The following is a 12,868-nucleotide window of genomic DNA, read 5'->3' on the forward strand; positions in this document are numbered from 1 at the left end:
TTGGCGAACGTGGCCGTGGCGCACACCGCCGTGTACACGAGATCGGCCACCAGCGAGGCCGCCGCGCCGATAAGGCTCATGCCGATCGCGGTCTTCTCGACCTCCTGGTCGCGCTTGATCGCCGCTATGCCCCACAGCACCACGGGGCCCATCATGAGGGCGTTGCCCAGGTAGAACACCACGAGCGCCCAGCTCCATGCCGGGATGGCGGCCATCAGGTAGGAGTGCGCGGTGGCGCACACCATGGCGACGGCGGCCACGAGGGTGACTGCGCTCAGCCCCACGGGCAGCTTCTTGCCGCCGCGCAGCATCACGAACCACACCACGATGAGGATGGCGAGCACCACGCACCCGATCAGCTCCTGGGTGATGCCGGACGTGATGTGCCCGAACCCGTTGAAGATGCGCTCCCAGTGCTGCAGGTGCAAGAAGGACCCAATACCGCCGATCACGAGCGACACGGCAGATGCGACAAGCGCCGTCATCTGCAGGTCGCGCCCTTGGCCCTTAAGGGCCAACACGGACATGCTGCCCAAAAGGCCGCAGGTCACGCATACGAAGAACGTGAAGATAACGAGAGGCCACTGCGTTTCCATCACTCATCGCCTCCTTCCCAATGCTGTCCGCGTAGGATGTAGGCAAACGACGGTTTGTTGCCCACGTCGGGCAGGTGGTAGATGTCGGACTCCTCGAACGGCTCCAAGAACTCGGTCATCTTGCGCTGGTTGCCAGCCGAGTCGAACGATCCCACGAAGGAGTCGAGCCCCTCGTCGGTGTCGCCTACCCAGCGGGCGTTGCCGCCGCATTGGCTAACGCACTGGGGCAGCTCGCCTTGGAGCAGCTTCTGCTCGCACAGCGTGCACTTCTCGACGACCTTCTCCTCCTCGTTGAGGTAGCGGACGCCGTAAGGGCAGGCCATGACGCAGAACTGGCAGCCGATGCACTTCTCCTTGTCGATCTGGATAGTGCCGTCCTCGGCCACGTGCGAAGCCTCGGTGGGGCACACGTGCACGCACTCGGGGTTCTCGCAGTGCTGGCAGCTGATGGGCAGGAAGTACATGTACACGTCGGGGTACTGGCCCGAGCCGCCGGGGATGGGGTTGGGCCCCACGCGCACGACCTTGTTCCAGTAGTTGCCAATGGGCACGCTGTTGACGGCCTTGCAGGCAACCGAGCATGCAAGGCAGCCCACGCACCGGTTGACGTCGGTAAAGATGGCTTTCGTCATGGTTTACTCCCTCCCTTCGTAGGTGGGCAGCCATTCCTTCAGACGCGGGTCGTCGGAGGTGTGGATGATGGGCGTGCCGTTGCTGTCGCAGGGCACGGGGTTGCCGAACGGCGAGTTCTCAGGCGTGGCTTTGTAGATCTTCACCTGGTAGGCGCGCAGGTTGGAGCTGCCGGCGTGCGGATCTTGCGCGTTGTGGTCGATCAGCTGGTTGACCTGCGAGTGCTGCCAACCGTGGCCGGCGTCCTGCACCTCGGGGTACCACCAGGTGTGCTCGAGGTTGATGACGTCTTCCTTCACGCCGTAGTACAGGTCGGCCACCTCGCGGATCTTGCCCCACTCGGTTTCGATCCATACCCAGTCGCCCTGCTCGATGCCGTACTCGGCCGCCGTCTTGGGGTTGATCTCCACGCGCGGCACGGGCCACAGCTCGCGGCACCAGGGAAGCTGACGGTGCTCGGAGTGGAAGTACACGGGGATGCGGCGCCCGGTGGTGGCGGTCAGCGGGTACTCCTTGATGCGGTCGCCGTCCTTGGGGCCGTGCGGCGGCTCGCAGTAGGAGGGCAGGAACCACTCGGGGTTGTCGGGATGGTGCGACTCCATGACGGTGGACCAGATCTCCTGCTTCATGGTCGGCGTGAAGAAGCCCGGCTTCCAGTTGCCGATTCCCTTGCCGGCCGTGTAGTCGAGGCGCGCCCACACACGGTCGCGTGCGCGCAGGGCGCCCGTCTGGTAGCGGCGGTAGGTGCCCCAGTTGCGCGGCTCAATGTCTTTGGCTTGCCACCAGCCGTGCTCTTGGAAGGCGGCCACGTACTCGTCCCAGGTCTTGTACTTGGGCGTGACCTCGGCCATTGGAACGCCGTGGCGTTCGAAGGTGGGCACGCCGTTTTCCACATGCCAGGTGGTGTAGGTGAGCTCGTCGTCGGTGAGCAGCTTGATGGAGTCGTCCAGCTGCCAGTTGATGTCGGGCCATTCGTTGCCGGGCTCGGTGGTCCACGGCCAGTTCATGCGGCGTGCCAGGTCCATGACGATCTCGGGGTCGTACTTGGCTTCGGCGGGCGGCTGCACGCACTTGACCGTGGCGCCCATGGCGCCGGAAGCGCCCTGCGAGGCGCGTGGCGAGTTGAGCTCAATCCAGTGCGCCACGGGCAAGATGATGTCCGCCGTGTCGTTTTGCGGCGTGTGCCACAGGTTGAGGTCCACGTAGAAGTCGAGCGAGCAGAGGGCCTCCCATGCGCGGTTCGTGTTCGTCTGGCTCATGAAGTTGCCGGATTCGTTCCACAGGGCGCGCAGCGGATAGGGATCGCTTGTGATGGCGGCGTTCCACACCGAGTGGCTGTCGGCCCAGTATTGCCACCAGCCCAGAAGCGGAAACTTGTCGCGGCCTATTTGCTTGAGGTTCACCTCTGCGGGCGGGGTGGAGGCGCCGGGCGCCCAGGCGCTGAAGCCCTGCAGATCGCCGTCGATGGGCACGATGGTGGGGCCGCGGTTGCCGCCCGGGGTGTCCAGGTTGCCGGTGATGCCCACGAGGTTGTCGAACACGCGGCAGGTTTGGATGCAGTTGCAGAAGTGCTCGATGGCCAGCATGTACTGGATGCCGCCGTTGCCGTAGCCGCTCTCGGGGTCCAGACGCGTGCCGTAGGCCGTGGCCGCGGCCTCGATCTCCTCGGCGGGGATGCCGGTGATCTCGGCGGCCACCTCGGGGGTGTACTCGGCGGCGCGCGCCTTGTAATACTCCCACACCGGCTTCACCTTCACGGTGCGGCCGTCCTTGAGCGTGATCTCGAACTCGCCCTCAAGGGCGGGGTCGATGGCGGGGTCGAAGGGCAGAAGGTCGGGCACCCAGCCCTGCGTCTGACCGGGCAGCAGGTTGTCCTGCGCGGCCTCGCGGCCCTCGCGCGCCTTCTCGGAGTCGTAGTTCTCGCCCTCCCAGAAGCCGCCCGTGTCGTCGATGTTGCCCTCCTGGTCGGCGTTGAACCAGGTGAACGCGCCGTACTGGTGCTCGATGCCCTCGGCCTTGAGCTTTTCCCAGTTGTTGTCGTACACGAGGAACTTGTACGGGCTGCCGCCCTCCTTGATGTCGCTCTCCTTGAGCAGGAGGGTTTTCACGTCCCAGTACGAGCCGTCGGTGCGCACGGTGGGGAAGCCGGAGGGTTCCATGTCCTCGCACACGAGGAACGGGGCGTTCGTCCATTTCTTGGTGTACAGCTCGTCGTAGAGCTTCTTCTCGATGATGACGTTCGTCCAAGCCAAGCCCAGCGCGGCGTCGGTGCCGGGGCGCAGGTGCTGCCAGTAGTCGGCCTCTTTGCCCATGTTGGCCATGCGCGGATCCACGCTGATGTGGACGTCGGCGCGCGATGCGACGTCGACGGTGGTGCGGCACGAGTCGTCGTAGTTGGACAGCTCGGAAGCGCCGCCCCACTGCACGTACACCTTCGGGCGGCAGATCGTCTCCATCCACGACATGGCGAACTGCGACACCATGGTGGTGGCGAAGTGGCGCGGACCCTTGCAGATCTGCCATGCCTCCACGTTGTTGGGCGTCTCCAGCATGTTCTTCAGGATGGACTCCGAGTGCATGCACCAGATACGCGACGTGCCCACTTGGCAGGCGATGGCCTCTCCGCCGTGCTTGGCCTTGATCTCCGTGAAATTGTCCACGATGGTCTGCATGGCCTCGTCCCAGCTGATGCGCTGCCACCCGGGCTCTTCGCCTTTGGGGTTGGTGCGCTTCATGGGATAGTGCAGGCGGTCGGGGTGGTACGCCGCCTGGATGGACGACTGCGACTTCGTGCAGCAGTTGCCCATGGACTGGAACGCGCCCTCGTCGCCTTCCACGCGGATGGCGCGTCCGTTCTGGACGATGACCTTGACGCCGCATTCCATCTTGCCGCAGCCGCGGCAGCACGTCTTCACGGCCACGGTGTCCTGTCCGGAAACCACCGGGTAGGTCTCCTCGGCCAGTGCGGTGCGCGTCGATGCGCCGAACGCCGCAGCCACCGCGCCGGTGATGGCGGCGGTCTTGACGAACGTGCGCCGCGACATGGTCAGGTTGCCCATACTCCTCCTCCTTCTCTCGATTCTCGTCCTGCTCGTCTGCTTTTTCGCGGCCGGGGCGGGGGGCTGCCGCCTGGCGGGCGTTTGGCCTTCGGTGGCGCAAAGACCCCGGATCGCTGGTGCGAACCTTAGGGTTGCGAGGGCCTCAAGAGCATCGCGCAAACGCTGGGAAGGAGGATTCGGCGCATCATAAATAATCATGATTTTGCAATCATGAAAAATTCTGTGTGGCTTTGAACAGGGGTTTTGGTTTATTCTCATCATAAATTATCCTTAAATTAGAATAAATATCCGGAAGAGGGGGAATTGTCTGTTCCGTATAATCGGACATGTCGACAGGGGTCGGCGCAACATCGCTTCGCGCAGACTCAGGGGGGTGTGGAAGCATGGGGAAGATTCGGAGTGCATGGGACGCCGCCTTGGGCGCGAACGTCTCACCTGGACGCGTTGCGGGTGCCACGTTGCAGTGGCTCTGGATGTTCATGATGTTTTACAGCATCGTGCCCTACGGGTTCTCCTCGGACGTGCGCGGCACGCTGTACGCCAATCTGCTCATCTCGCTGGTTGCCATGGTGGTCACCATGCTCTTCGTCGCCGTCATCGTGCGGCGCGAGCGCGTGGGCGCCAACCGTTCCGTCGTCGCCGGCGCGGCCTTCATGATGAGCGCGGGCGCCGTGCTCACCCCGTTCTCCGACCTCGCCACGCCCATGGGCATGCTCGCCCTCAGCTTGAGCGCGGTCATGACGGGCACGGGTTCGGCGGTGCTGTTCCTGTGCTGGATAGAGCTGGAGTCGGGGCTGGGCGGCCGCCTGGCGCTCGTGGAGTTGGCTTCGTCCCTGTGCGCTTCGTTCGTGATAGGGTTCGTGCTCATAGCGGGGCCGTCGGTGGTGGTCATTGGGCTCATCGCGGTCATGCCCGTGGCGTCGGCCGTCCTGTTGCGGCGTTGTTCGGGCGCGACTCCCCAGTTGACGCGCGAACCCGAGCAGCAGCTCTCGCGCCAAACGTCCGCTTTGTTCGCGAAGGCGCTTGCGGGGGCTGCTCTGGTGGGCGTGCTCATGGGGTTTTTCGACGTGATGTCGGGCTGCAAGACCTACGCCGTGCAGGACGCGTTCGGCGCGTACCTGTTTCTGGCTGGTTTCGTCGGGTCGCTCGCCATCAGCTTGATCGCCGTGTTCCAACAGCGCGACAGCGTCTTTTTCTCCTACCGGCTGTCCATGCTCATGCTGTGTTTGGGGTGCTTGTCCACGCCGTTCATGTCCGACAACAACACGTATTCGAGCGCTTTCATCTTCGGCGGGTACCACTGCTTCGTGCTCGTGCTGTGCGTGGTGTGCATCGACGTGTCGTCGAGCTTCAGGGTGAGTCCGGCGCGCGTTATCGGCTTGGGGTTCGTGGCGCTTTACGGCGGCGAGACGGCGGGGTCGTTGTTCGCGCATTCGCTGGAGGCCATCGGCGTGAGCATGTTCGACCTTGCCTTGGTCACGTTGGTGGCGGTGTCGCTTCTGCTGATAGCGCACCTGTTTTTGTTCACGGAGACGGATCTCATCAAGATAGGCATCGGCGAGGTCAGCCTGGTGGGGCCGACGACGTCGGATGAGCCGGCGGGGGAGGGATCGGACGATCCGGCGGACCCATGCGCGCTCATCGCCGAGCGTTACGGGCTGTCGCCGCGCGAGACCGACGTCTTGCCGCTGCTTTTGGAGGGGCGCACCATCTCGCGCATCCAGGAGGCGTTGTTCATATCGGCGGGCACCGTGAGTACGCATATCCGGCACATCTACCAAAAAACGGGCGTAGACAACCGCCAGGAGCTCATCGACCTGGCGCACGAGATGGCCGGGCGGGAGAAGGCGGACTGAGGGCATGGAGACGGCGCATCTGAGCGAGTTCGCGAAAGTGGCCGATTGCGGCAGCTTCACGGCGGCTGCGCGCGAACTGCATCTCACGCAGTCGGCGCTGAGCAAGCACGTCGCCCTGCTCGAGCGCGAGTTCGGAGCCAACCTGTTCGTGCGTGACCGCAACGGCGTGAGCCTGACCGAGGCGGGCGGCGTGCTGTACGCCCAAGCGCGGCAGATGGAGCAGCTGCTGCGCGCCACGGCGGCGCTCGTGCGCGCGGCGGGCGAGGGGCGGGCCGGCGTGCGGATCGCAGATCGCCCGGCCGCGGATGCCGCAGCCGGGCGGACAGGCGACACGGACCTGCGCTGCAAGTGTCGCCTTGCGGCCGAGCGCTTCGGCCTGGATCGTCGCGAGCTGGGCGCGCTCATCCTGTATCTGGAGGAGCGCGGCTTCGATGCCATCAAAGCCGAACTGGGGCTTTCGCGCGACGAGGTGGCCGACGTGCTGGCCGGCGCGTACCGCAAGCTGGGCGCGGATGACAAGCAGGCGGCGCTTGACCTTGTCCATTCCGTTTCGGAATGATGGTGGACGGGCGCGCGCCGATGGGCCATACTCGGAGGCGCTAAGGGCACTGTGAAGCTGGGGGGCTTCAAGCAAAGGGCTTCATCCGAAGACGATGGATGGAGGCCGAACGATGGGTGCTTGTCTTGTCGCGTCCGCAGAGGAGGCGACGCGCAATCTGATTGAACTTCCAGTCGAGGGCGCATGCGCATGCGTGGAGCATGACGCGTCCTACGATATTGCGCCGGCATTGCTGGCGTACGCCCGCCGTGTTGCCGAAGCCGGGCTGCCCGTGCGCATCGTGTGCGCCAACAGTTGGACGGCGGCGCGCTACCGGGCGCTTCTGGCCGCCGATCCGGCCTCGCCGCTCGATGCAATAAGCGCGGTGTCCGTGCGCGATCTGGCTTTGGACATCATGGGCGATGCGCGGGTGAGCGCGGCCGTGAGCCGCGGCGCGCGCGTGCTGGACGGCAACGAGATGGACGTCCTCATGGAGGACGTGAAGGTGAGCGGCCTCAAGCCCGGTCGCTTGCGCGAGATGCTCAAATTCTTCTACAAAAGCATCAGCGAGTGCGCCGACGATGACGAGCGCTGGCTCATCTCCGCCGAGGAGCAAGCCGTCCATGCCGTTCTGATCGAGAACCTTGAGGCGCGCCGCGCGCTTCTGCCGTGCGAGGCGGCGTCGCTTGCGTACCGCGGTCTGGCGGCCGCCGGCATCGAGCGGGAGGGGCTTGTGCTGGTGGTGGACGATTACACGACGATGAGCAGGGCGTCGCAGCGCTTGGTGCGTCATCTGGCCACGCGCGGCTTGGTGGCGGCGGGGCGCACGCTGGCGGCCGCGAGTGCCGAGGAGCCGTATCCGTGCTTCGAGGGATTCCGCGAGCTTGCCGATGCGGCCGAGTGCGTGGTGAAGGTGGAAGACGCGCGTCCGCGCGCTGCGCGGGAGGGCCGCGCGCTTGAGGATCCCGAGGCTGAGCGGGCGTTCGTGGCCGCGTCGGTGGAGGAGCGCTTGGCGGCGGGGACGGCGCCGAAAGACGTGCTGGTGGCGGTGCCGAACGCGGCATGGGGCACGCGCCTGTCCGATGCGCTCGAGGAGCGCGGCGTGCCCGTGGAGCGCGCGTTTTTCGAGGGGAAGATCAAGGGCGACCCCCGCACGGAGGGCCGCTACGCCCAGCTCAAGCTGGCGACGTTCCTTCGGCTTCTCCTCGATCCCGACGATTTCACGTCTTTGCGCTCGTGGATGGGCTTCGGCGACTGGCTTTTGCGCTCCGACGCGTTTCTGGAGCTTTTGGCGTACGCGCGCGAGCGCGGCATCTCCGCCGCCGAGGCTGTGGCGCAGCTGCGCGCGCAGCGCGACGAGGAGCGCGCCTCAACCATCTTCGGGAAGTTCGACGCACCGCTCGACGAGCTTGGCGAGCTGCGCCGCGCGTGCGCGAACGGGCTGACGCGCGAGGAGGCGTGCGCGCTGTTCGAGGCGCACGGCATGCCGCTTTCCGAGCGCCAGGCAGCGCTTCTGGGCGACGATCCTGCGCGCGCGGACGTCGGCCGCCTTGCGCGCGAGGCGTTTCGCCTGCCTATGGAGGACGCGACGCGCGACGCCGTGCGCGTTGCGACGTACGGGCGCTGCCATGGCCACCATGTGCGGGTGGTGTTCGTGACCGGTTTCGTGAACGGGTTTCTTCCCGGCAACGATGCGGTGGACGACAAGTTCACCATTGATCACCGGCGCGTGGCCCTTGAGCGCGAGCGCGCGCTTTTGCTGGACGTGCTGGCCGCAGCGGATGGGCAAGCGGTGTGCACGCGCTTCGAACATGCGGCGTTGGAGGCCACTGCGCGTATGAACGTGCAGATCACGCGCGTGTTCGTACGCGATGGCGAGCGGTTGGCCAGCGTGGCTCCCTCCGCGTTCGCGCCGTTGTCCAACGAAGCGCTGTCGATCGACCCCAGCGTTCCCCGCGAGCTGCCCACGAAGGTGCTCTGCAGCGCTTCGACGGTTTAACGGCCGTCGAAGATGCTCGGCGCTGCGGTTTCGTGCGGCATCGCTCCCGGCTCGATCCCGAAAGCCCGCGTGCCGAAGCGCGCTTCGCCTTCGCGATCCCGCTGATGCCGGGTGCCGCGCGAACCCTCGCTGACTTTGCATGACCTGTGATTTTGCGAAAGGACTGATGGATATGAGCGATGTCGAGGCTTTTGCTATCGATGACGATTTCGACCCTTTGGCCGATCTGGATTTGGACGGGGGCGAGCGGGACGACGCCGAGGCCGACTACCTGCCGCCCATTCCCGATGCCGACAAGAGCGTGGTGCCCCCGCCGGTGGAGCTTTCGCCCGCCGAGCGCATCGAGAAGCTGCTCTCGGGCATGCCGGGGCAGCAGTTCCGCTTGCTGCGCGCCGTGGAGCTGTGCGCGGAGCCGCGCACGCTTGAGGAGGCGGCCGCCGCGCTGGACGAAGCGCATCCCAGCCCCACGAGCGTGTACAGCTCGGTTCAGGTGATCCAGCTGCTCGAGCGCGCCGGTGCGCTGGAGCGGCTTGAGGACGAGGGCGCAGGCGACGCGCCAGCCGAAGGCGAGGATGCCCGCGCGACGGAGGCGATAGGCGAAAGCGCGGACGCGGATGTCGCGCCGTCTGCCGCCGGGGGCGGCGAAGCGCTGGCGGAGGGCGAAGAGTCTGATGACAACTTCATTTCGGTGACGCCCGCGCCTCCGTGCCGCTATCGGGCCACCCAGGCGGGCCTTGATGCCGTGGAGGCGTATGTCAACGAGGATCGCATCGTCCAGAAGATCGTCGAGGAGAAGCGCTATCTGCCCGTCTTCCAGCGCGTGCTGGAGATGGCGGCGCGCGAGGGCGGCTGCCCCACCAAGGAACTTGACGCCGCCGTGGACGACGACCCGCTGTGCGCCGAGCCGCGGCGCTTCTGCGGTTTTTTCCGCGGCAAGCTTGAGGGGACGGGCGCCATCGAGTGGCGCGGCACGTGGGCCATCACCGACCTTGGACGCAGCGTGCTCGCATCCGGCCTGTTCGACGCCGCGTCTTCTGCCGAGGATGCGGCCGATCCGTCTTTGCTCGGAGCCGCCGCGTCCTCCGACGCCGCATCTTCGTCTGTCGCTGCCCCGTCCTCGTCCGTTCGTTAGGAAAGGAGAGCATCCATGTCTCACGATCAGGAAATCGGCCTCGTTGACGTGCTGCGCGGCCGCAGGGCCACCTACCAGTTCCTTTCGCGTCTGTTCCGCACGGAAGTGGATCAGGAGCTGTACGACACGCTCGTGTCGATGCGCTTTCCCGCGAACACGGGAAACCCGCTTGTAGACGAAGGCTATCGGATGATCTGCGGGTATCTGAGCCAAGCGAGCGGAGACGTGCTCACCGAGCTGGCGGTGGACTACGTGCGCGCGTTCATCGGCTCGGGCAACGACGGTTTCTCAGCTGCGTACCCCTACGAGTCGGTGTACACCAGCCCGAAGCGGCTCATGATGCAGGACGCGCGCGACGAGGTGCTCGTGCTGTACCGCGCCGCCGGATTGGCCAAGCAGGAGAGCTGGAAGGAGGGCGAGGACCACATCGCGCTTGAGCTTGAGTTCGAGCAGATCCTGTGCGAGCGCGCCATCGCCGCGTTGGAGGAGGGCGACGAGGACGCGTGCCGCGCCCTTCTGCTGTCGCAGCGCAACTTCCTCGAGGACCATCTGCTGGCGTGGTATCCCATGATGGCGGCCGACCTGCAGAAATTCCCCCGCACCGACTTCTACAAGGGCCTCGGCAAGCTGACTGACGGCTTTCTGCGCAACGATCGGGAGTTCTTGGACGCCGTGCTGTCCGAGGACGAGGCCGATGCAAGCGAGGACGGGGAGAAAGCCGAGGTGGCATGATGTGCGGGCAGGAGGCGAAGCCCAAGCGCGCCGCAGGTCCCCGCGTGTCGCGGCGCACGTTCGCCCTCGGCGCCGTGGGAGCCGCCGCCGTGGTGGGGCTGGGAGGCGTGAAGTACCTTCCCAGCAAAACGCTGTTGCGCCCGCCGGGAGGGCAGGACGAGGAGCAGCTTGTCCGCGGCTGTTTGCACTGCGAGAAGTGCCGCGAGGTGTGTCCGAAGCACGCCATCGCCCCGGCGCATCTGGAGGACGGCATCTTGAACGTGCGCACGCCGCGCATGGACTTCAAAAGCGGTTGGTGCGATTTCTGCGAGATGGAACCGGGCGGGCCGAAATGCGTCGCGGCATGCCCGACGCATGCGCTCGTGTGCCCCGACCCGGCAAGCGTGGTCATCGGCAAGGCGGCGCTCAATCGCGATTGGTGCCTGGCGGCCAAGGGCATGGGTTGCCATGAGTGCGTCGACGTGTGCAACTACGACGCGCTCGAACTGGGCGCGGACAACGTGCCCGTGGTCGACGTGGACGCATGCAACGGATGCGGCGCGTGCGAGTGGGCGTGCATCTCGCTGTCGGCGGGATCGATCTCCGCAGGCGCCACCGATCGCGCCATCGTCGTTCGGCCCGCCGAAGAAGTGGAGGCGTGAGGAAGATGAAGAAGTTCAACAGCGCTCGGCTGCGGTTCCTCATCATGCTGGCGGTGCTCGCGGTGGTGGCCGCAGGGTACTTCACGGCCGGGGGCATCGGCAATTTCTGCGGCATCGGGTTCGACACCATCACGTTTCTGTGCCCTCTGGGCGCGCTTTTGGCGATGATCGCCGAGCGCACGGCCATCCCGATGGCCGTGGTGAGCGTGCTGGCGGTGCTGGCGGTGTGCGTCGTGCTGGGCAAGGTGTTCTGCGCCTGGGCGTGTCCCGTGCACTTCATGGCGCGGGGAAAGAGGAAGGGGAAGCGGGGCGCGTCGCGCGCTTCGGGCTCTTCTGCTGAAGGCGATGCCGGTCAGGGCTTCGTCCCGGTCTCTTTCCGCGGCGCTGCGGACGAATCCGCCGCCTCGCTCGCTCTCCATGCGGCGCAAGCAGGGGAATCTGCGGCGCAAGCGGCGCCACCCGCGCCCGACCGTGACAAAAGCCCGGGGATAACGTCACGGGGGATGGCGTCACGCCCCGCCTGTTCCGCATGCGCGGCCCCCTGTGGCAAGGCCAAGGGCATCAAGATCGACAGCCGCCACGGCATCTTGGCGGCGGCGCTCGGGTCGACGCTCGTGTTCGGCTTCCCGGTGTTCTGCCTTGTCTGCCCTGTCGGCCTCACATTCGCCACAGTGCTTTTGGTCATGCGGCTGTTCGCGTTCGGCGACACCACCTGGACAGTGCTCGCTTTTCCGGCCATCATCGCGATCGAGGTTTTGCTGCTGCCGAAGTGGTGCCAGCGCTTCTGTCCGTTGGGTGCGCTGCTTTCCCTGTTCAGCGGGTTGAACCGGACGTTCAGGCCGCGCATCGACTCCGAGAGGTGCCTGCTTGAGGGCCGCGGGCTGTCGTGCAACCTGTGCGAGCGGGCGTGTCCTGAGTGCATCAACCTGCACGACGTCGCGGCGGGCGAGACGACGCTCAACGACTGCAGCAAGTGCCGCGCATGCGCCGACGTGTGCCCCGAACGTGCCATCACGTTCCCCTTCCTGCCGAGCAAGGGGCGGGGCGCATCCGCTTCCGCGCCCGTTCCCGCAGCTGCGGGCAGCGCGGCGTCTGCCGCCGCGTCCGAGACGCCGGCCGTGTCTGCGGACGGCGCTGCGGATGGCGGCAGGACTGCGGAGAGGGGGTAGCCATGTCCCTGATCGACGGAGTGCTCGCCCTGCTGGGCGGCATCGAGAACGACGCTATCGCCGTGCACGAGGAACGCTGCATCTCGGTGCGCAACCGCAACGCCGACTGCTTGCGTTGTGCGGAGGCGTGCACGTCGGGCGCCCTTTCGCTGCGTAGCAACGAGCTGGTTGTGGAGCCGGGGCGCTGCATCGGGTGCGGCACGTGCGCCACGGCGTGCCCCACCTGCGCCATCGAGCTTCGCAATCCCACGGACGAGGAGCTGACGGCACAGCTCAAGCGCTCCATCGTGGCGACGAAGGGGCATCCGGTCATCGTGTGCGAGACGGCGCTTGAGGCGGCGGGCGTTGCGAGCGCGGATGCGGCGGACGCCTGCGTGGTGCCGTGCCTGGGCCGGATTGACGAGTCGGCGCTCGTAGGGTTGGCGGCGTATCGCGCGTTCGACGCGACGCTGGCGTGCGGCTCGTGCGAGACGTGCCCGCATGCGCCCGGCGGCGCGCTTGCGCGCGAGGTGGCGG

The 12,868-nt window shown here is 66.3% G+C and carries 11 protein-coding genes; 8 read left to right on the forward strand and 3 right to left on the reverse strand.

Features of this window, described 5'->3' with window-relative positions:
• The 3 genes from ACWKY3_RS01330 to ACWKY3_RS01340 all read right to left on the reverse strand — a co-directional run.
• On the reverse strand, nucleotides 1–596 hold a 596-nt coding region (locus ACWKY3_RS01330), incomplete at its 3' end, for a DmsC/YnfH family molybdoenzyme membrane anchor subunit (protein WP_449314626.1).
• The gene (locus tag ACWKY3_RS01335; protein ID WP_449314627.1) at nucleotides 596–1,228 is read right to left on the reverse strand and encodes a 4Fe-4S dicluster domain-containing protein; all 633 of its coding nucleotides are present in this window, start codon (nucleotides 1,226–1,228) and stop codon (nucleotides 596–598) included. The genes ACWKY3_RS01335 and ACWKY3_RS01330, both read right to left, overlap by 1 nt.
• A gap of 3 nt (nucleotides 1,229–1,231) precedes the next feature.
• Complete coding sequence (locus ACWKY3_RS01340) at nucleotides 1,232–4,285, reverse strand: molybdopterin-containing oxidoreductase family protein (RefSeq protein ID WP_449314628.1); 3,054 nt, start codon at nucleotides 4,283–4,285, stop codon at nucleotides 1,232–1,234.
• A 383-nt stretch (nucleotides 4,286–4,668) separates the two neighbouring features.
• On the opposite strand from ACWKY3_RS01340, the gene ACWKY3_RS01345 reads away from it, so the two are divergent.
• The 8 genes from ACWKY3_RS01345 to ACWKY3_RS01380 form a co-directional block, all read left to right on the forward strand.
• Nucleotides 4,669–6,141 carry a response regulator transcription factor gene (locus ACWKY3_RS01345; RefSeq protein WP_449314629.1) on the forward strand — a complete coding sequence of 491 codons (1,473 nt, stop codon included), beginning with the start codon at nucleotides 4,669–4,671 and terminating at the stop codon, nucleotides 6,139–6,141.
• 4 nt (nucleotides 6,142–6,145) lie between these two features.
• Complete coding sequence (locus tag ACWKY3_RS01350; protein WP_449314630.1) at nucleotides 6,146–6,700, forward strand: LysR family transcriptional regulator; 555 nt, start codon at nucleotides 6,146–6,148, stop codon at nucleotides 6,698–6,700.
• Nucleotides 6,701–6,893: 193 nt separating this feature from the next.
• Nucleotides 6,894–8,678 (forward strand): hypothetical protein, encoded by a 1,785-nt coding sequence (locus tag ACWKY3_RS01355; RefSeq protein ID WP_449314631.1) that lies wholly within the window; start codon nucleotides 6,894–6,896, stop codon nucleotides 8,676–8,678.
• A gap of 172 nt (nucleotides 8,679–8,850) precedes the next feature.
• Nucleotides 8,851–9,810 (forward strand): hypothetical protein, encoded by a 960-nt coding sequence (locus ACWKY3_RS01360; protein ID WP_449314632.1) that lies wholly within the window; start codon nucleotides 8,851–8,853, stop codon nucleotides 9,808–9,810.
• A gap of 15 nt (nucleotides 9,811–9,825) precedes the next feature.
• Entirely contained in the window at nucleotides 9,826–10,542 is a 717-nt protein-coding gene (locus ACWKY3_RS01365) for a TorD/DmsD family molecular chaperone (protein WP_087197560.1), read from the forward strand.
• Nucleotides 10,542–11,183 (forward strand): 4Fe-4S dicluster domain-containing protein, encoded by a 642-nt coding sequence (locus ACWKY3_RS01370; RefSeq protein ID WP_449314635.1) that lies wholly within the window; start codon nucleotides 10,542–10,544, stop codon nucleotides 11,181–11,183. Before ACWKY3_RS01365 ends, ACWKY3_RS01370 begins: the two co-directional genes overlap by 1 nt.
• Nucleotides 11,184–11,188: 5 nt before the next feature.
• A complete protein-coding gene (locus ACWKY3_RS01375; protein WP_449314633.1) occupies nucleotides 11,189–12,352 on the forward strand; it encodes a 4Fe-4S binding protein in 1,164 nt (387 codons plus the stop codon).
• 2 nt (nucleotides 12,353–12,354) lie between these two features.
• Nucleotides 12,355–12,868, forward strand: a 514-nt coding sequence (locus tag ACWKY3_RS01380; protein ID WP_449314634.1) for a 4Fe-4S binding protein, incomplete at its 3' end; no start/stop codon positions are given.

The organism is Rubneribacter sp. (assembly GCF_965361815.1).